This window comes from Nocardia harenae NBRC 108248 (assembly GCF_001612885.1).
GTDB lineage: Bacteria > Actinomycetota > Actinomycetes > Mycobacteriales > Mycobacteriaceae > Nocardia > Nocardia harenae.
Genome location: NZ_BDBH01000005.1, coordinates 467,577 through 485,268 on the forward strand (window position 1 = coordinate 467,577; position 17,692 = coordinate 485,268).

General features: G+C 69.8%; 21 protein-coding genes. 15 read left to right on the forward strand and 6 right to left on the reverse strand.

From position 1 onward, the window contains the following. Positions 1-233 precede the first annotated feature (233 nt). The 12 genes from NH2_RS13770 (at position 234) to NH2_RS28770 (ending at position 11,725) form a co-directional block, all read left to right on the forward strand. A complete protein-coding gene (locus NH2_RS13770) occupies positions 234-1,700 on the forward strand; it encodes an aldehyde dehydrogenase (RefSeq protein WP_067653307.1) in 1,467 nt (488 codons plus the stop codon). A 32-nt stretch (positions 1,701-1,732) separates the two neighbouring features. Continuing rightward, positions 1,733-2,485, forward strand: a complete 753-nt coding sequence (locus tag NH2_RS13775; protein WP_174552830.1) for an SDR family oxidoreductase — start codon at positions 1,733-1,735, stop codon at positions 2,483-2,485. Beyond that, entirely contained in the window at positions 2,482-3,354 is an 873-nt protein-coding gene (locus NH2_RS13780) for an NAD(P)-dependent oxidoreductase (protein WP_067653311.1), read from the forward strand. Before NH2_RS13775 ends, NH2_RS13780 begins: the two co-directional genes overlap by 4 nt. An 89-nt stretch (positions 3,355-3,443) precedes the next feature. Further along, positions 3,444-3,770 carry a carboxymuconolactone decarboxylase family protein gene (locus NH2_RS13785; protein ID WP_067653632.1) on the forward strand — a complete coding sequence of 109 codons (327 nt, stop codon included), beginning with the start codon at positions 3,444-3,446 and terminating at the stop codon, positions 3,768-3,770. Then, on the forward strand, positions 3,767-5,227 hold the full coding sequence (locus NH2_RS13790) for an FAD-dependent oxidoreductase (RefSeq protein WP_067653313.1): 1,461 nt from the start codon (positions 3,767-3,769) through the stop codon (positions 5,225-5,227). The genes NH2_RS13785 and NH2_RS13790 overlap by 4 nt, the downstream gene beginning before the upstream one ends. Before the next feature lie 83 nt (positions 5,228-5,310). Continuing rightward, on the forward strand, positions 5,311-6,177 hold the full coding sequence (locus NH2_RS13795) for an LLM class F420-dependent oxidoreductase (protein WP_067653315.1): 867 nt from the start codon (positions 5,311-5,313) through the stop codon (positions 6,175-6,177). Next, positions 6,177-7,442 (forward strand): glycosyltransferase family 4 protein, encoded by a 1,266-nt coding sequence (locus NH2_RS13800; protein ID WP_067653317.1) that lies wholly within the window; start codon positions 6,177-6,179, stop codon positions 7,440-7,442. The genes NH2_RS13795 and NH2_RS13800 overlap by 1 nt, the downstream gene beginning before the upstream one ends. Beyond that, the gene (locus NH2_RS13805) at positions 7,429-8,160 is read left to right on the forward strand and encodes a class I SAM-dependent methyltransferase (protein WP_067653634.1); all 732 of its coding nucleotides are present in this window, start codon (positions 7,429-7,431) and stop codon (positions 8,158-8,160) included. The genes NH2_RS13800 and NH2_RS13805 overlap by 14 nt, the downstream gene beginning before the upstream one ends. Next, positions 8,147-9,178, forward strand: a complete 1,032-nt coding sequence (locus tag NH2_RS13810) for a prenyltransferase (RefSeq protein ID WP_067653319.1) — start codon at positions 8,147-8,149, stop codon at positions 9,176-9,178. Before NH2_RS13805 ends, NH2_RS13810 begins: the two co-directional genes overlap by 14 nt. Before the next feature lie 91 nt (positions 9,179-9,269). Then, complete coding sequence (locus NH2_RS13815) at positions 9,270-9,581, forward strand: WXG100 family type VII secretion target (RefSeq protein ID WP_084505520.1); 312 nt, start codon at positions 9,270-9,272, stop codon at positions 9,579-9,581. A gap of 9 nt (positions 9,582-9,590) precedes the next feature. After that, entirely contained in the window at positions 9,591-11,237 is a 1,647-nt protein-coding gene (locus NH2_RS13820) for a hypothetical protein (RefSeq protein ID WP_067653321.1), read from the forward strand. Between the two features lie 68 nt (positions 11,238-11,305). Beyond that, positions 11,306-11,725: a hypothetical protein gene (locus tag NH2_RS28770; RefSeq protein ID WP_157103758.1), complete on the forward strand. Its 420-nt coding sequence runs from the start codon at positions 11,306-11,308 to the stop codon at positions 11,723-11,725. 126 nt (positions 11,726-11,851) lie between these two features. Here NH2_RS28770 and NH2_RS13825 read toward each other — a convergent pair whose 3' ends face one another. From NH2_RS13825 to NH2_RS13840, 4 genes are all read right to left on the reverse strand, one after another. Further along, the gene (locus NH2_RS13825) at positions 11,852-12,217 is read right to left on the reverse strand and encodes a hypothetical protein (protein WP_067653323.1); all 366 of its coding nucleotides are present in this window, start codon (positions 12,215-12,217) and stop codon (positions 11,852-11,854) included. Further along, positions 12,214-12,723, reverse strand: a complete 510-nt coding sequence (locus tag NH2_RS13830) for a DUF3558 family protein (protein WP_067653325.1) — start codon at positions 12,721-12,723, stop codon at positions 12,214-12,216. The genes NH2_RS13825 and NH2_RS13830 overlap by 4 nt, the downstream gene beginning before the upstream one ends. A 131-nt stretch (positions 12,724-12,854) precedes the next feature. Continuing rightward, positions 12,855-13,061, reverse strand: a complete 207-nt coding sequence (locus NH2_RS13835) for a DUF397 domain-containing protein (protein ID WP_067653327.1) — start codon at positions 13,059-13,061, stop codon at positions 12,855-12,857. Continuing rightward, positions 13,058-13,939, reverse strand: a complete 882-nt coding sequence (locus tag NH2_RS13840) for a helix-turn-helix domain-containing protein (RefSeq protein ID WP_067653329.1) — start codon at positions 13,937-13,939, stop codon at positions 13,058-13,060. The genes NH2_RS13835 and NH2_RS13840 overlap by 4 nt, the downstream gene beginning before the upstream one ends. A gap of 286 nt (positions 13,940-14,225) precedes the next feature. Between NH2_RS13840 and NH2_RS28775 the strand changes: the two genes are divergently transcribed. From NH2_RS28775 to NH2_RS13850, 3 genes are read left to right on the forward strand one after another with little or no spacing between them, the layout of a single operon-like run. After that, a complete protein-coding gene (locus NH2_RS28775; RefSeq protein ID WP_157103760.1) occupies positions 14,226-14,402 on the forward strand; it encodes a hypothetical protein in 177 nt (58 codons plus the stop codon). 2 nt (positions 14,403-14,404) lie between these two features. After that, a complete protein-coding gene (locus NH2_RS13845; protein WP_067653331.1) occupies positions 14,405-14,590 on the forward strand; it encodes a hypothetical protein in 186 nt (61 codons plus the stop codon). After that, entirely contained in the window at positions 14,590-14,862 is a 273-nt protein-coding gene (locus NH2_RS13850) for a hypothetical protein (RefSeq protein WP_157103761.1), read from the forward strand. Before NH2_RS13845 ends, NH2_RS13850 begins: the two co-directional genes overlap by 1 nt. An 11-nt stretch (positions 14,863-14,873) precedes the next feature. Here the strand turns inward: NH2_RS13850 and NH2_RS13855 are convergent, their stop codons facing one another. Beyond that, positions 14,874-15,212 (reverse strand): hypothetical protein, encoded by a 339-nt coding sequence (locus NH2_RS13855; RefSeq protein WP_067653335.1) that lies wholly within the window; start codon positions 15,210-15,212, stop codon positions 14,874-14,876. Beyond that, entirely contained in the window at positions 15,209-17,692 is a 2,484-nt protein-coding gene (locus NH2_RS13860) for an AAA family ATPase (protein ID WP_067653337.1), read from the reverse strand. The genes NH2_RS13855 and NH2_RS13860 overlap by 4 nt, the downstream gene beginning before the upstream one ends.

A 17,692-nucleotide genomic window follows, 5' to 3' on the forward strand; every position in this document is an offset into this window, starting at 1 on the left:
TACCGCGAGCCGGGCAGACAGACAGCTGGACATGTGTCTGGACGGTACCACCGACACTTGTGGAGGACAATGGAATCTGCGCGGACATCCGTGCACACCTCCGAGGATGCGACACTCGGTGCGGTGCCGCTGCGGAATCGCCCCGACCAGGAGAACGAGAACGTGTTCTTGCGCCATCGCAGCAGATCGGAATATATTCCGAACACTTGTCCAGACACTTGGGAGAGATCGCGATGAGCCTGCTGCCAACGGACAGCTCACGGTTGCTGATCGACGGGAAGCTCGTCAGCGGCGGCGGTGGCGAGTTCGACACCGTCAACCCGGCAACGGAGGAGGTGCTCGGCACCGCCGCCGACGCGAACGCGGCCGACATGGACGCGGCGATCCAGGCCGCCCGCACCGCCTTCGACACCACCACCTGGTCCCGCGACCACGCCTTCCGGGCCCGCTGCGTGGCACAGCTGCGGGACGCGCTGCAGGCCGACGTGGAGCGGCTGCGCGCGGTCACCATCGCCGAGGCGGGCGCGCCGACCATGCTGACCAGCGGCCCGCAGCTGGAGGCGCCGATCGAGGACCTGACCTTCGCCGCCGAGCTGGCCGCGAACTACACCTGGGAGACCGACCACGGCGAGGCCGCCCCCATGGGCATGCGCAGCCACCGCACCGTGCGCCGCGAGGCGATCGGCGTGGTCGGCGCGATCACGCCGTGGAATTTCCCGCACCAGATCAACTTCGCCAAGCTCGGTCCGGCGCTCGCCGCGGGCAACACCGTGGTGCTGAAGCCCGCCCCCGACACCCCGTGGTGCGCCGCCGAGGTGGGCCGGATCATCGCCGAGCAGACCGATATCCCGCCGGGCGTGGTCAATATCGTGACCTCATCGGAGCACGGCCTCGGCGCCCAGCTGACCACCGACCCGCGGGTGGACATGGTGACCTTCACCGGCTCCACCGCCACCGGCAAGGCGGTCATGGCCGCCGCCGCAGGCACGCTCAAGAAGACCTTCCTCGAGCTCGGCGGCAAGTCCGCCTGCATCGTGCTGGACGACGCAGACCTGGGCGGCGCGGTCGGCATGGCCGCCTTCTCGGTCGCCATCCACGCCGGTCAGGGCTGCGCGCTCTACACCAGGCTGGTGGTGCCGCGGGCCACATACGCCGAGGCGGTGGAGATCGCCGCGGGCACGCTCGGCGGCATCAGGGCGGGCGACCCGACCGACCCGCGCACCGTCTGCGGCCCGCTCATCTCCGAGCGGCAGCGCTCGCGGGTGGAGCGCTACCTGGAGATCGCGCGGGCCGAGGGCGGCCGGATCGTGGTCGGCGGCAAGCGCCCGGAGTACCAGGAGCGCGGCTGGTTCCTCGAGCCGACGCTCATCGCCGAGGTGGACAACTCCCACACCGTGGCCCGCGAGGAGATCTTCGGCCCGGTGCTGGTCGTCATCCCGCACGACGGCGACGACGACGCGATCGCCATCGCCAACGACTCCCCCTACGGCCTCTCCGGGCAGATCTGGGGCTCCGACCCCGAGCGCCTCCGCCGGGCCACCGAGCGCGTCCGCAGCGGCACGCTCTCGGTGAACGGCGGTGTCTGGTACTCGGGCGACGTGCCGTTCGGCGGCTACAAGCAGTCCGGCATCGGCCGCGAGATGGGCGTGCTCGGGTTCGAGGAGTACCTGGAAGCCAAGCTCGTCGCGACCGGGCTCTGAGCCCCTTTTCCCGAAAACGAATGGAGCAGAACGTGTCCCGTTTCGCAGGACGATCCGCCATCGTCACCGGCGCCGCCCAGGGCATCGGCGCCGCCTACGCGCGGGCGCTGGCCGCCGAGGGCGCCAAGGTGGTCGTCGCCGACCGCAACGAAGCGGCGGGCAAGGCCGTCGCGGAGAAGATCGTGGCCGACGGCGGCACCGCCGTCTTCGGCGCGGTCGACGTCGCCGACCCGGACTCCGCCGCCGCGCTCGCCGAGTTCACGATCGAGCAGTTCGGCGCCGTCAACCACCTGGTGAACAATGCCGCCATCTACGGCGACATGAAGCTGGACCTGCTGCTCACCGTGCCGTGGGACTACTACAAGAAGTTCATGAGCGTGAACATGGACGGCGCGCTGAACGTCACCCGCGCGGTCTGGGAGCACATGGCCGCGGCGGGCGGCGGCTCCATCGTCAACCAGTCCTCCACCGCGGCCTGGCTCTACTCCGGCTTCTACGGGCTGGCCAAGGTCGGGGTGAACGGCCTGACCCAGCAGCTCGCCACCGAGCTGGGCGGCTCGAACATCAGGATCAACGCCATCGCGCCCGGCCCGATCGACACCGAGGCCACCAGGAACGTCACCCCGGGCACCATGGTCAAGGACATGGTGAACCGGCTCCCGCTCAAGCGCATGGGCACGCCGGAGGACCTCGTCGGCGCCTGCCTCTTCCTGCTCTCCGACGACGCGAACTGGGTGACCGGCCAGATCGTCAACGTCGACGGCGGACAGATCTTCCGGTCATGAGCGAGCGGGTCGCCTTCATCGGGCTCGGCAATATGGGCGCGCCCATGGCCCAGCGGCTGCTGGCCTGGCCCGGCGGGCTCACGGTCTGCGATGTGCGCGCCGAGGCGCTCGAGCCCTTCATCGCCGAGGGCGCGCGGGCGGCCGGTACTCCGGCCGAGGCCGCCGAGGGTGCGCGGGTCGTCTCCATCACCGTGCTGGACGACGCCCAGGTGCGCGAGGTGGTCGCGGGCGCGAACGGGGTGCTGAGCAGCGCCGCCCGCGGCACCGTGCTCGCGGTGCACTCGACCATCGCCGACCGCACCGCCGAGGAGCTGGCCGAGCAGTGCGCGGAGCGAGGCGTCGACCTGGTCGACGCCCCGGTGAGCGGCGGCGCGGGCGGGGCCAAGGACGGGCGGCTCGCGGTCATGGTCGGCGGCACCGACGCCGCCTTCGCCGCGGTCAGGGAGCCGTTCGGGCTCTTCGCTGACCTGGTGGTGCACGCCGGGCCGGTGGGCGCGGGCACCAGGATGAAGCTGGCCCGCAACCTGCTGCACTTCGTCGCCTTCACCGCCGCCACCGAGGGGCAGCGGCTGGCCGAGGCGGCCGGGCTCGACATCACCGCGCTCGGCAAGGTGGTGCGGCACTCCGACGCCGTCACCGGCGGCGCCGGCTCGATCATGCTGCGCGACACCACCGCGCCGATCCCCGACGGCGACTTCTGGTTGCCGATTCTCACCCACGTGCGCGGGCTCGGCGAGAAGGACCTGAGCCTGGCGCTTGACCTCGGCGCGCGGCTCGGCGTTTCGCTGCCGCTGGCGCAGCAGGCACTGCAGGACTTCGGGATCGGGTTGGGTGTGGGGCGCGGCCCACTGGCGGAAGGACAGGCATGAGCGAGTCAGCAGCCGAGCGCGGCCCCGTGGTCGCACCGAACGGGCACAGCGCGGGTGACGACGACCGCCGGGCGCGCGGCCTCGCCAAGATGAGCGAGGTCTACGGCTGGGAATTCAAGGACGGCCCCGGCGACCACTTCGCCGCCACCGCCGACCACCTCTTCGCCGACATCTGGTCGCGCGAGGCGCTGAGCATCCGGGACCGCAGGCTGCTGCTGATCGGGCTGCTCACCGCGCAGAACCTCTTCGACGTGGCGGAGATCCAGATCGGCGCGGCGCTCGGCAACGGGGAGTTCACCCCGGACCAGCTGCGCGACGCGGCGCTCTTCCTGTGCCACTACGCGGGCTGGCCGCTCGGCACCAAGCTGGATTCCGTGGTCGGCAAGGTCATCGCCCAGCAGGAGAAGAAGAAATGAGCAACGAGCTGCGGCCGGTGCGGGCCGACACCATCACCGAGTGGGACGAGACCGCGGACGTGGTGATCGCCGGGTACGGCATCGCCGGGGTCTGCGCCGCCATCGAGGCGGCGCGGGCGGGCGCGAACACGCTCATCGTGGAGCGCACCAGCGGCTGGGGCGGCGCCGCCTCGCTGGCCGGCGGCTGGGTGTACCTGGGCGGCGGCACCCCGCTGCAGCAGGCGCTCGGCTTCGAGGACACCCCGGAGAACATGGAGAAGTTCCTGCTCGCGGCGGTCGGGCCGGGCGCGGACACCGCCAAGATCGCCGACTACAGCCGGGGCAGCGTCGAGCACTACAACTGGCTGGTCGGCAATGGCGTCCCGTTCAAGGAGGCGTTCTGGGGCGAACCGGGCTGGGAACCGCCGCACGACGAGGGGCTCGGCTACTCCGGCGGCGAGAACGCGGCGCCGTTCAACGAGATCGCCACCCCGGCCCCGCGCGGGCACGTGCCGCAGATGTCGAACAAGCGCACCGGCTCCAAGGGCGGCGGCTACATGCTGATGAAGCCGCTCGCCGAGACGGCCGAGGGGCTCGGCGTCCGGGTCGAGTACGACATCCGGCTGGCCCGGTTGATCGTGGACGGCGAACGGGTGGTCGGGGTACTGGCCAAGCGGTACGGCAGGGAGGTCGCGGTGCGCGCCGAGCGCGGGGTCGTGCTCGCCACCGGCAGCTTCGCCTACGCCGACCAGATGATCTCCGACTACGCCCCGCAGCTGATCGGCCGCCCCGGCGCCGCCATCGAGGAGCACGACGGCATCGGCATCAAGCTCGCCGCCGCGCTGGGCGCCGCCACCTCGCACCTGAACGCCACCGAGGTCGCCTTCTTCGGCGATCCGCAGCTCATGGCGCGCGGCATCCTGGTCAACGGCCGCGGCCAGCGCTACGTCCCGGAGGACACCTACCCGGGGCGGATCGGGCAGCTGACGCTGTTCCACCAGGAGAACCAGGCGTATCTGGTCATCGACGAGCGAGCGCACGAGGAGGCGCTGGCCACCGAGACCTCGACCCCGTTCTTCCGGGTGCCGCCCACCTGGGCGGCGGAGACCGTCGCCGAGCTGGAGCGGGACATGGGGCTCCCGGAGCTCGCGCTGCAAAGCACGGTCGAGGTCTACAACCGGTACGCGGCCGAAGGCACCGACCCGCTCTTCGGCAAGAAAGCGGAGTGGCTGCGGCCGCTCACCGGCGCCGTGGCCGCCTTCGACATGCGCAACTTCACCGCCGGGTTCACACTGGGCGGGTTACGCACCGATCTCGATGCCAGGGTGCTGCATGTCTCCGGCGCCCCGATCCCGGGGCTCTACGCCGCCGGGCGCTGCACCTCGGGCATCTGTACCGGTGGTTATGTCAGTGGTGCATCACTCGGAGACGGTAGCTTCTACGGCCGGAGGGCCGGACTCGCCGCTGCCGAGAATTAACCCGCGAGCGGCGGGATTCCCGGCGGCGCACTACCGTGCAAGATCAAGCCGCCTGATCACCTGAGCGAAAGACGAGGCAGGCAATGCGTTTCGGCATCGTGCTGTTCACCAGTGACCGCGGTATCACCCCCGCGGCGGCGGCCAAGGCCGCCGAGGAGACCGGCTTCCACTCCTTCTACGTGCCCGAGCACACCCACATCCCGGTGAAGCGCGAGGCCGCCCATCCGCAGACCGGCGACGCGTCGCTGCCCGACGACCGCTACATGCGCACCCTGGACCCGTGGGTCGCGCTCGGCACCGCCGCCGCGGTGACCTCCCGGATCGAGCTGGCCACCGCGGTCGCGCTGCCGGTGGAGCACGACCCGATCACCCTGGCCAAGACCATCGCCACCCTGGACCACCTCTCCGGTGGCCGGGTGCTGCTCGGCGCGGGCTTCGGCTGGAACACCGACGAGCTGACCGACCACGGCGTCCCGCCCGGCAAGCGGCGCACCGTGCTGCGCGAGTACCTCGAGGCCATGCGCGCGCTGTGGACCCAGGAGGAGGCCGCCTACCAGGGCGACTACATCAGCTTCGGCCCCAGCTGGGCCTACCCCAAGCCGGCCCGCGAAGTCCCGGTGCTGATCGGCGCGGCGGGCACCGAGAAGACCTTCGGCTGGATCGCCAAGTCCGCCGACGGCTGGATCACCACCCCCGGCGAGACCGACGTGACCGATCGGCTGGCGCTGCTGCACCGGATCTGGGAGGACGCGGGCCGGGAGGGCAAGCCGCGAGTCGTGGCGCTCGACTTCAAGCCGGACGCCGACCGCCTCACCGACTGGGCCGCCGCCGGCGTCACCGACGTGCTCTACGGCCTCCCGGACAAACCGGAGCCCGAGGTCAGGGCCTACCTGGAGCGGCTCGCGGGCAAGCTGGCCGCACTGCCCGCCGCCGTCGAAGCGGGGCGCTGATGCGGGTCGCCCTGCTCTCCTACCGCAGCAAGACGCACTGCGGCGGGCAGGGCGTCTACGTTCGGCTGCTCAGCTCCGGGCTGGTCGAGCTCGGCCACGAGGTCGAGGTCTTCTCCGGGCAGCCGTACCCGGAGGAGCTGGACCCCAGGGTCCGGCTCACCGAGGTCCCCAGCCTCGACCTCTACTGCGACGAGAACCCCTTCCGGACCCCGCATCCGCGCGAGATCAGGGACCGGCTCGACGTGCTCGAGGTCGCCACCATGTGGACCGCGGGCTTCCCCGAGCCGCGCACCTTCAGCCTGCGCGCGGCCCGGCTGCTGCGCGATCGCATCGCGGACTTCGACGTGGTGCACGACAACCAGTGCCTCGGCACCGGGCTGCTCGACATCGCCGAGCACCTTCCGGTGGTCGCCACCGTGCACCACCCCATCACCAGGGACCGCGCGGTCGATATGGCCGCCGCCACGTGGTGGCGCAAGCCGCTGGTGCACCGCTGGTACGGCTTCCTCGGCATGCAGCAGCGGGTGGCGCGGCGGATTCCGGAGCTGGTCACCGTCTCCTCCACCTCGGCCACCGATATCGCCACCGACTTCGGCGTCGACCCGGCGCAGCTGCACGTGGTGCCGCTCGGCGTCGACACCGAGCTCTTCGCCCCGCGGGAGGCGCCGCGGGTGCCGGGCCGGATCGTCGCGGTGGCGAGCGCGGACAAGCCGCTCAAGGGCGTCGCGCACCTACTGCGCGCCTGCGCCCGCATGCGCTCGCTGCGCGCGATCGAGCTGCACCTGGTGGCCAAGCTGGAGCCGAACGGCCCGACCGAGAAGCTGATCGCCGAACTCGGCCTCACCGACATCGTCACCGTGCACTCCGGCGTCACCGACCTGCAGCTGGCCGAGCTGCTCGCCTCCGCCGAGGTCGCCTGCATCCCGTCGCTGTACGAGGGGTTCTCGCTGCCCGCCGTCGAGGCCATGGCCAGCGGGACCCCGCTGGTGGTGAGCCGGGCGGGCGCGCTGCCCGAGGTGGTCGGCGAGCCCGGCGTCTGCGCCGAGCTGACCACCCCCGGCGACGACGCCGCGCTCGCCACCGTGATCGGCGGCCTGCTCGACGACCCCGCCCGCCGCGCCCGCATGCAGCTGGCCTGCCGGGACCGCGCGGTGACGGTGTTCAGCTGGGAATCGGTGGCCGCACAGACCGTGGAGGTGTACCGGCGCGCCATCGAGCGGCGCGCCGGGTTGGAGATGGAGGAGGCCGCGCGTGCTGACCGTTGATTTCGACCGGGTGGGAATCGGGCCGGGCGTGCGCGTCATCGACGTCGGCTGCGGCGCGGGCAGGCACTCCTTCGAGGCCTACCGCCGCGGCGCCGAGGTGATCGCCTTCGACCAGGACGCCCCCGAGCTGGACAATGTCGAGACCATGTTCGGCGCCATGGCCGCCGCGGGCGAGGCGCCCCCCGGCGCCTCCGCCAAGACCGTGCAGGGCGACGCGCTCGCGCTCCCCTACGGCGACGACACCTTCGACGTGGTGATTGCCTCGGAGATCCTGGAGCACGTTCCCGCCGACGAGGCCGCCATCGCCGAGCTGGTCCGCGTGCTGCGCCCCGGCGGGCAGCTCGTCGTCACCGTGCCGCGCTGGCTCCCGGAGCGGATCTGCTGGGCGCTGTCGGACGAGTACCACGCCAACGAGGGCGGGCACGTCCGCATCTACAAGGCCAGCGAGCTGCGCGAGAAGGTCGCCGCGCTTGGCATGCGCTTCGTGCGCGACACGCACGTGCACGCGCTGCACTCGCCGTACTGGTGGATCAAGTGCGCGGTCGGGGTGCGCAACGAGCAGCACCCGCTGGCTCGCGCCTATCACAAGCTGCTGGTGTGGGACATGATGAAGGCGCCCAAGCTGACCCGCACCGCCGAGCGGCTGCTGGACCCGCTGATCGGCAAGAGCGTCGCCCTGTACTTCGTCAAGCCGGCGGTGCAGCGTGCCGCCCTCTGAACTTCCCTCCCTCGCGGGGGTGTTCAGCAGGCGGCAGTGCCTGAAAACCGCGGAATCCATTGCGACCGCCCAGGAGTCGACGGGTGCCATTCCGTGGTTCACCGGCGGGCACACCGACCCGTGGGACCACGTGGAGTCGGCCATGGCGCTGTCCGTGGCCGGGCTCTACGACGAGGCGGTGGCCGCGTATCGGTGGTCGGCCGCCACGCAGAACGCCGATGGCTCCTGGCCGCGCCAATTCCGTTCCGGCGTCGTGGAATCCGCGGATATCGACGTGAATTTCTGCGCCTACCTGGCGGTCGGCGTCTGGCACCACCTGCTGCGCAGCGGTGATCTCGCGTTCGCCCGCGAGCTGTGGCCGAGCGTGCGCGCCGGGCTCGATTTCGTGGTCGGGTTGCAGGTGCCGCGCGGGGTGATCCCCTGGACCCTCGGCACCGACGAGGCGCTGGTCACCGGCAATTCCAGCATGTACCAGAGTTTGGGCTGCGGGCTCGCCCTCGCCGAGCGGCTCGGTGACCCGCAGCCTTCGTGGGCGGCGGCCAGGCATCGGCTCGGTGCCGCGCTGCGCGACGATCCCGGGGCCTGTACACCCAAGGATCGATACTCCATGGACTGGTACTACCCGATCCTCGGCGGCGCCCTGCGCGGGCCGGGTGCGCACGCGCGCATCGACGCCTCGTGGTCGCGCTTCGTGGTCGGGAACATCGGGATTCGCTGCGTCTCCGACCGCCCCTGGGTCACCGGCGCCGAGACCTGCGAGCTGGTGCTCGCCCTGGATGCTCTCGGGGAGCACTCGCGCGCCGGCGCACTGTTCGCGGCCATGCAGCACCTGCGGGAGCAAGACGGGTCCTACTGGACCGGGCTGGTCTTCGCCGACGGGAAGCGCTGGCCCGAGGAGCGGACCACCTGGACCGGCGCCGCGGTGGTGCTCGCGGCGGATGCGCTCTCCCGGGCGACGCCCGCCAACGGCATCTTCCGCGACCTGCTGCCCGACGCGGTCCCAGTCACCTCCCGATAGCGCGAGTGCCGCCCCTCCTACGCCCAGCGGGTAGATTGTCCGGGCAAGGGGGCACGATGGCAGCAGAGCTTTCATTTCCGGGCGGACAGCGGTGACCGCCGAGAATACGCCGTTCTCGGTGGACCTCGCCGAGGTCGAGCAGGTCATCTCGCGGCTGGCCGGGCTCGCCGGATTCCTCGCCGACCACATCGACCAGATCGACGCGAAGGTATCGACGCTACTGGGTGGTACGGCATGGGAGGGCGCCGCCGCCCAGGCCTACGGGACAGCACAGCAGCAGTGGTCGGCAGGCGCCCGCCAGTTCGTCGATGGCGTCCGCGAGATGAGCGCGGCGGCCCGGACCGCGCACGATTCCTACACCGAGGCCGGCGCCGTCAATACCCGGCTGTTCCGCGGCAGGTAGGGCCCGACATTGTCGCCGATCACCGTTGACCCCGCTGTCTACTACGCTGCCGCGCAGGCGATTCGCAACGAGTACGCGGGGGTGCTCGAAGCGGTCCGCAACTCCCTGAACCCCGGGCTCGCGACCAGCGCGGGAATGGCCGGAAACTATCCGGCCGCCGCTCCGTGGGTGAGCAGATACTCCACGGTCGCCGCCGATCTGGAGGGCGTGCTCGTCGCCTACGGCAACGCGGTGCAGACCATGGGCGACATGCTCGAACTCGCCGGCTACACCTGGGCGAAAGCCGAACACGACGCCAACCCGGCCACGAACAAGGGCGGCGGGCCGGCGTCGCCACCACCCCGAATCGGCCAGACCTGGGATGACAGGAACATCGACATTCCCGATCCCATGCCCGCGCCGTACACCACCTCCGATCGCGGCCTGCGGACCAACTCGGACACCTTCCGGGACACGTTCGTCGCCGCCCTCCGGCACGGCAATGCGCAGATACCCACCGGGGACACCGACGCACTCCACGCGGCGAGCACTGCGTGGCGCAGCTTCGGCGACCACGATGCGTGGCGCGCAGGCCCCGCCCGCATCCAGTCGATAGCCGCCTCCTTCGACACGACCAAGGCACCGGAGAAGGCGGACATCCTCGACATGCTGGGCATTCTCGCCGCGGCGCCCGCCGCCGTCACCGACGTCGCCGCCGGGTTCGCGGCGGCCACCGCGGCGCACGCCTCCGCGCTCGCGGACCTGCGATCGCGCCTGGTGGCGAATGCGGCCGGAGCCTTCCCAGACAGCACCGTCTCGGCGGCGGCCTCGAACACCGCGGTCACTGTCTCCTTCGCGGAAGCACCGGAGGGTGCGGCCATGGCGGACGGGGCCGCGGCGCTCGCCACCACGATTACGGGCCATACGCTCTACAGCCTGCTAGCCGCCGCCGAGTTCGCCGGCGGCGAGAGCCTTACGCAACTGAAGGCGAGACTGGAGGAAATCATGTCCTCCCCCGTCGACGAACTCGTCAATCGAGCCACCTGGAAGGCTCCCGCGCCGAAGTGCGAACTCAACCCGGAGGGTCTGCGCGACTACCACGGGGCCAACGACATCGTGCGCGGATGGATCGATGACGCCGTCCGCTACGGCAATGAGGCCGGAGTCGACCCCAAGCAAGTACTCGCCGTCGTCTTCAATGAGGGCGGGAACCGGGCGGATACCCAACTCGAGCAGATTGGGAGCGGATACTGGGATGCGATCAGAGAGATTCTCAATCCGTTCCGCGAGATCACCAGTCCCGCCGGGATGGGCATGTCCCTCGGTTTGACCAACATCAAAGAGAAGACCTACCAGGAACTTCAGGAGCAATACCCGGAGAAATTCGGCAGCATCCCCTGGGAACGCGTTCAATACGATGACTCGTTTGCGATCATGGCAGCTACCTACACCATGACCCGAATAAAGGACCAGTATGGCCCGACACTCCCAGACGAAATCAGGGAAAAGTACAGCAGCAATGAGTTCATGGCGGCGGGGTACAATTCGGAGGGCGCTATGGACGACTACTACAGGCAGAAGGACCTAGGACCACAGGTCAAGCAATATGTCGCCATGAACGACGCTTCCTACGCGAGAGCTTCCGAGATAATAGACGGAGCATACACATGCCGATAGTTCGCCGAGCGCAGAAGACCTCAAAATATATGTTGATCAGCCTTCTCGTAGTCATAGGAATCTCGCCAGTGATCCTCGTCGGCGTAGTCGCATGGGGACGGATACGCGCCGAAGTCGATCCACCGGCGGAAATGCGACATGCTACGTCCACAGAGGTGGATGGATTCGACGAGGTGTCTATCAGCAGTGCGAATATCGATCGCTTGGTAGTCACCAAGACTTACATCGGCCCCGTTGTCGCCAGACCTCAGGACAGAATCACATCACCAGGTGCGACATTCACGCCGATGGACAAAGTGAACACTTCGTACGGCACGATATTCCTCGTACACGGATCCTATCGAGATGGCTGCTACGTGGGCGTCCATCAGATCGGCGATGGGCGAGCTCTCAGGGGCGTCGACGGGCTATCGGATGCTCAGCGCGGTGAAGTCGCCCGTGGCGAGAAGGTGATTTTGGAGATGAAATTCGCCTGCGGAGAGGGGTGACGCCGAATCGCGTGTCACAGGGAGACGGGACGCGATTCAGGCGCTCGCAGATCAGGCATTCGCGGGGCGGATACAACCCGCGACACCCACATGGTGCGCGATCGGCAACGGCATAGCGCCGAGACCCTATCGCGCCTCCGCGGACAGATCAGCGGCATTCCCGTCCTCGGTGGCGGTGTAGGCGGCGCCCGCCTTGCGGAACATGTCGGCCATGGACTGCACAGCTTCGATGTGGCGGCCCAGCGCCTCGCTCAGCGAACCCGAGCCAGGGCCACCGACGGCGAGTTCCTGGAACTTGGCTCCCAGCATTGTTGCCGAGTTCAGGGTGCCGAAGGAATCAACGTTCACGATGCTGGCTGTTCGCCGCCGCAGAGCGATCAACTCCTGAACGTATCGGTCGCATTCCGCCGCACAGGCTTCCGCGGCACCTGACGCGATACGCAGTTCGCCCGCCACCGCCTCGCGAGCCAGAGCCTCGAAGTCACCGCTCATCGGGGGATCCACTGATCGACCGCTCGTGCTGCCCGGGTGACCAGGCCGCAAGGCTCTGGGAAGCTGTCTCCCAACTGGTCGTCGATGACAAAGATTTGGATAGTGCCCTGAGCGGTGTCGTAGACGAGATTGCAGTTCTTCGCCTCCGATGCCGCGCCTTGGACGAAGAGCGTCGCGTCCCGGCCGGGCAGGTCGGCGGGGCGGAAGTCGTGGAACCGGCTGTTGTCGCGGAACTCCGCGAGAGTCTTGTCGGTCGCGAATACGCGCAGTGCATAGCCGTCCGCGCCCCACAGGCACCCGCGCCACCCCGTCCGGGGTGCTCCGAATGGATTGTCCTCCCGCTGCGCGGGATCGGCCCCTGCCGCGGCGATCGCACTGTCCGGCAGTGTGCACGGATCGAACAGCGCCACCGGCGTAGGCGTACCCGCCCCCTCCGACGGCGTTTCGCATCCAGCCAGCAGCGGCCCCACCGTGAACGCCAGGAACAAGGTCGACCACCGCCGCATTTCTGCCCCTCCCACCGATGAATCGTGCACCAAGCATAACGACGGTCCACGGTCACAACCGTGGGTGCCCGAAGCGCAGAGCGCCCCGGCCCGCACGATGGCGGGCCGGGGCGCTCGGCCGAGCCGACGGCTCAGGGGAGGTCGAACTCCCCGCCCCGGACGCCCGCGGTGAACGCGGCCCACTCACCGGGGGTGAAGACAAGGGCAGGCCCGGCCGGGTTCTTGGAGTCGCGCATGCCGACCAGTCCCCCGTCCAGATGGGCGACCTCGACGCAGTCGTTGCCCCCGGTGCTGAAGGACGACTTGAACCACTCGGCATTGGACAGGTCTACGGTCACTGCTGGTACTCCCTCGCTATGCGCCGCAGCGCTTGCTTGCTGTCTGCTGGCGACAGGGCGGAGGCGGCGAGGCGGCTGAACGTCTCGCGGTACTGCGCGATCGCCTCCGGCTTGTCGTAGTACATGTTTCCACGGTAGCCCTCGATGTAGGCCGTCGCCCGCTCACCGGTGGACGGGTCGAAGTCCAGGAGCGTGAACGGTCCGGGAGCAACGCCGAGGGGGTAGCCGCTGGTGAACGGAAGCAGCTGCACGGTCACGTTGACGGGCAGATCGACGATGTGCAGCAGTTGCTCGGCCATCGTCCGCGGACTGCCCACCACGGATCTGACAACTGCCTCCGAGAACAGGAGCCGGACTTCGACCGGGTTCCGCCGCCTGGTGATGATTCGCTGCCTCGTCTTGCGGATCGTGTACCACCGGTTGAATTCTTCCTCCCCGGCGTCCAGGTAGAACAGGCTATCCAAAACCCTTGCATAACGCTGGGTTTGGAAGAGTCCACTGATCAGGTCAGGCCGGAAGATGGTGAGCTTGGACGCGGCGGATTCCAGATTGACGTACAGCTCGAAGTCGGCGCGGATCGCACCGCTGTACTCGTGCCACCACAACCCCTCACCGTCATTGGACGCCGCGACCTGCGCGAGTTCCAGCAGCCCGTCCAGCTTGTCCGTCGTCTCGTACACCTGGCACAGCGCCTTGATGTCCAGCATTCGGATTCGCCCGGCCTCCCCCTTCTCCAGGCGTTGCAGGGTGCCGGTGCCGCGCTCGATCAGCCTGGCGGCGTTGGCAATCGATATTCCCGCCTCCAACCGCATGTCCCGGAGGTGACGGCCGAGCTGGCGGCGCGGGATGGTCGTGGATGGCTTCTTCGGGCTCGGCATGGGTGGCATCTCCCCGGATTTGTGGGTGGCTCACGAACTGATGGCTGGGCGGCATCGTCGGACGCTGCGGGCCGGTATCTCGCGGATAGCTGGGATGCGAATGCCGGACCGGTGGGCGACCCCCTGGGACTTCGGGCCATGTTCCTTGGGCGTCCCATTCCCCCCGTGCCGGCGATTGTAGCCGGTGTCTACTGGCGGCGGATCGATCTGAGATTCCGCCGGCTTCCCCTTTGTCCGGCGCTCCGGCCGATCCCTTCATCCGGACTACGCAGGGGGCAGGGGTGACATGGTTGCAGTAGACGAGCGTTGGCTGAGTTGCGATTTCGATCCCGACCAGCTGACCGCGCACTCCGCGAAACTGATTCTGTCGTTCCACCGGCACCCGCCGGGCCTGCACTGCCTGCCCGAGATCGCCGCGCTGGCCTTCCTCTCGGAGCCGGCCGCCGGGCACGACTGGGAGTAGCCGTGGACCGGCATATCCGCATCGAGTACGCGGTCGGGGTGATCTTCGACTTCCGCGTCAGTGCCACCGCGGACGGACAGCTGACGAGCACGCTGCACGGCTGGGCGCCGGATGCCCGGATCACGGTGGACGATCACGTGACCGACGAGCTGCCCGTGATTCCGTGCGCGGCCTTGTGGGAGCCGTGATGTGGTGGCTGGTCACGGTCGGCGCGGCTGGCATCTGCGCGGTGCTGTGGTGGGTGATTCACTACGTCGGGTGGCGGGACTTCGAGCCGGGCAGGCATCTGCGCGGCCACGTCGCGGAGGTGCAGCCGGAGCGAGCCGACGCGGTCGAGCCGATCACCGATGTACTGCCGATCATTGGGGACGACTCGCACACCACCTACTACGACCCGAGCTTCTACCGACTGAGCAACGCGGTGCGGAACCTGCATCAGGCGCGGAAGACCGGCTCGTGAGACAGCGCGACTCAGGACGTACCCGCCTCCAGCTCGCCGACGATCTCGAGCAGATGCCGCACCTCCTGATAGGTGGGCGACAGCTGGTACGCGTGCTGGTGGCAGGCCTCGGACAGCCGCGTCCACGCGTACTGCGAGCGGGCGGGCACGTCGCGCTCGTCGCGGTAGGCGACCTCGAGGCAGGTCAACCGCGCCTTCGTGCTGGCTTCGCCCGGTTCGATTCCCCTCGCGCGCAACAGATCGTCGACGATCTGCTCCAGCGCGGTCCTGGTGAGCCAGGCCGCGATCCGGTTGCTGTGCGGAGAGCGCCGGTCGGCCTGCGCCGCCGCCATGACCAGGAGGGTGCTCACTGTGCCGCCTTCTCGATGTCCTCGACCAGGCGCTGCACGTCCTTGGCCGCCTGTCGCGGGTCTTCGGTGGCGTCGAGACCGGAGTGCATCTTGGGACCCGTGATCTTCAGCGCGGACTTCTGATACGGGGCGCGCGCCCACCGTTCGAGCACATGGTGCTCCTGCTTCTCGCCGAAGACCCCCAGGATCACCTTGTCCCGCGTACTGCCCGCCGCTTCCCACTCGCGCTCGAGTGCTTCGAGTTCCCCTCCGGCCTTGATATTCCGGGTGAAGAAGGCGTGCTTGGCCGCCGTTTCGACGGCGAACCGCAGCATTCCGGGCAGGGTCCGGCGCATGGCGTCGGCGGGCAGCTTGCCGTTCTCGTACTCCAGCACCAGGCCGAACGCGTCGGCGACGTAGCGGCGCGCGGGGTCGGTGAGCGTGGTGATCGCCACCTGCGAGTCCTTGCCGCGGTCGACCTCCATGATCGTCGCCGCGACGTTGCCGCGGCGCACCGCCGCGGGCAGGCGGTCGTCGTGCGAGAGCACGATCACCTGCCTGGTCCGGGCGAGATCGGCGAGCAGCGTCACCAGCCCGTCCACCTTGGCCGGGTCCATGGCCTGCACCGGGTCGTCGAGCACGAGGAACCGGAACGGCGATTCGGCCAGGGTGGCGCGCGGCAGGAACAGCGCGAGCGCCAGCGCGTGCAGCTCGCCCTGGCTCAGGACGGTGAGCCCGGCGGCGGGCACGCCGTCGACCATCGAGTCGATGCGCAGCTTGCGCCGGGTGGCGGTCCCCTCCAGGCAGAGATCGCCGATCTCCACATTGCTCTCCTGGCGCAGCATCGACCACGCCCGCTGCACCCCGTCCCGGATCGGCGCGAGGCGCTCGTTGCGGAGCCGGAGATGGTTCTCGTTCAGCCACTTCTTGGCCCTGTCGAGTTCTTCGACCACGGCCTTATCGGCGAGCCAGGCCTGCCACGCCGCGCACCACGCCCGCAGCTCGGCGTGCAGCGGCTGCCACCGGTCCTCCCGCTCGGCCAGGCAGGTGGCCGCGGCCTTGGCGACGGCGTCGACCGCATCACCGAGCGCGACGACATGCGTCTCCAGGTGGTCGGCGAGCTGGGCCATCGTGGGTGCGTTGCCGATCGCCGCCCAGCGCTGCCACGCGCCCCTGGCGGCGGCGATCGGCTCCGCCAGTTCCGGGACGGCGGAGCTCTCGAGCGCCGCGGGCACGGGCCGCAGCGCGCGCAGCGCCTCGCCGCGCGCCGATTCCGCCCGGGCCCTCGCCTCGTTCACCGCGGCGGTGTGCCTGCGTTCCGCGCTCACCGCGGCGCGACCTTCCGCCGCCCACGTCGCGTCGAGGGTCCCGGCCCGGCATACCGGGCACGGCATGTCGCCGTGCTCGTCGTGGACCTGCAGGGCCTGCTCGAGTAACCGCAGGGCGGCGTGGGTGCGATCACCGGCCGCGCGGTCGAACTCGCTCGCCTCGGCCGCGCACGCCCGCAGCCGGTCGGCCATCGCGATGGCGTCCTCGAGAGTGAGCGGGGCGGTCAGCTCCGCGAGCGCGCGCAGCTCCGGGATCGCCCCGGTCGCGGCGGCTTCGCTCGCGTTCAGCAGCTCGCGCAGCCGAGCCGTGTCGGGGCTCGCCTTCCGCAGCAGCGGCGCCACCGCGGCGGCCCGATCGTCGTCGAGCTGCGCGACCGCGTCGGCGAGTGCCCTGCGCCGCTTCGTGAGTTCGTCGCCGGGGGCCTTGCGGTCCTTGTGCCGCGCCGCGATTCGATCGAGCGCGGCCGTCAGCTCTTCGACGCCGAGTGCGCGGGAGATGGCGTCGTGCAGCGCGCTCGGCGTGCCGGTGAGCATGGCGCCGAGCTCGTCGTAGGAGAGGATCGGGCGGAACCGCTCGAGCGGCCCGTCCCAGCCGAGCTCGCCGCGGCCGAGCTGCTGCTTGCCGCCGCGCCGCTGGGTGCGGACGGTCGGCCGGGTCACGTCGTTCTCGTCGGCGGGCCAGTCGAGGGTGACCGTCACCGGCTCGTTGCCCTCCTCCACCAGGCGCACCGCGATGCGGGCGGTGCGGTGGTGCAGGTTGCGCCACTCCTCCTGCCACTGCGTCGACTTCTTACCGCTCCAGCGGTAGGTGCTGTTGGTGAGGGTGAGCTCGAGGGCTTCGGAGATGCTCGACTTCCCGGAGCCATTGCGCCCCGCGACGATGGTCAGACCCGGTTCCGGCCGCAGCTTCAGGGTCGCGGCGGGCCCGATCCCCCGGAAACCCTCGACCCGCACCTCGTCCAGGAACGTGCGGCGAGCATCGGGCTGCTCGGCGGCGACCTGGGCGACGACCGGCTGGGCGGGGGTGCCGCCACCGAGATGGTCATCCAGCGCTTCGTCGCCATCGAAGGCGGCCAGGATGAGCAGCCCGACCTCGGCGGGCAGGTCGGATGCGTCGACCTGGGCGGCGATCCACTGGGCGAGACGTGCGCCGTCCGGGAGGGGATCGGTCAT

What these genes read in the sequence shown, in the direction of transcription:
- NH2_RS13770 (WP_067653307.1), top strand. Translation starts at nt 234, where the DNA reads ATGAGCCTGCTGCCAACGGACAGCTCACGGTTGCTGATCGACGGGAAG.
- NH2_RS13780 (WP_067653311.1), top strand. Translation starts at nt 2,482, where the DNA reads ATGAGCGAGCGGGTCGCCTTCATCGGGCTCGGCAATATGGGCGCGCCC.
- NH2_RS13785 (WP_067653632.1), top strand. Translation starts at nt 3,444, where the DNA reads ATGAGCGAGGTCTACGGCTGGGAATTCAAGGACGGCCCCGGCGACCAC.
- NH2_RS13790 (WP_067653313.1), top strand. Translation starts at nt 3,767, where the DNA reads ATGAGCAACGAGCTGCGGCCGGTGCGGGCCGACACCATCACCGAGTGG.
- NH2_RS13795 (WP_067653315.1), top strand. Translation starts at nt 5,311, where the DNA reads ATGCGTTTCGGCATCGTGCTGTTCACCAGTGACCGCGGTATCACCCCC.
- NH2_RS13800 (WP_067653317.1), top strand. Translation starts at nt 6,177, where the DNA reads ATGCGGGTCGCCCTGCTCTCCTACCGCAGCAAGACGCACTGCGGCGGG.
- NH2_RS13825 (WP_067653323.1), bottom strand. Translation starts at nt 12,217, where the DNA reads ATGAGCGGTGACTTCGAGGCTCTGGCTCGCGAGGCGGTGGCGGGCGAA.
- NH2_RS13830 (WP_067653325.1), bottom strand. Translation starts at nt 12,723, where the DNA reads ATGCGGCGGTGGTCGACCTTGTTCCTGGCGTTCACGGTGGGGCCGCTG.
- NH2_RS13840 (WP_067653329.1), bottom strand. Translation starts at nt 13,939, where the DNA reads ATGCCGAGCCCGAAGAAGCCATCCACGACCATCCCGCGCCGCCAGCTC.
- NH2_RS28775 (WP_157103760.1), top strand. Translation starts at nt 14,226, where the DNA reads ATGGTTGCAGTAGACGAGCGTTGGCTGAGTTGCGATTTCGATCCCGAC.
- NH2_RS13850 (WP_157103761.1), top strand. Translation starts at nt 14,590, where the DNA reads ATGTGGTGGCTGGTCACGGTCGGCGCGGCTGGCATCTGCGCGGTGCTG.
- NH2_RS13860 (WP_067653337.1), bottom strand. Translation starts at nt 17,692, where the DNA reads ATGACCGATCCCCTCCCGGACGGCGCACGTCTCGCCCAGTGGATCGCC.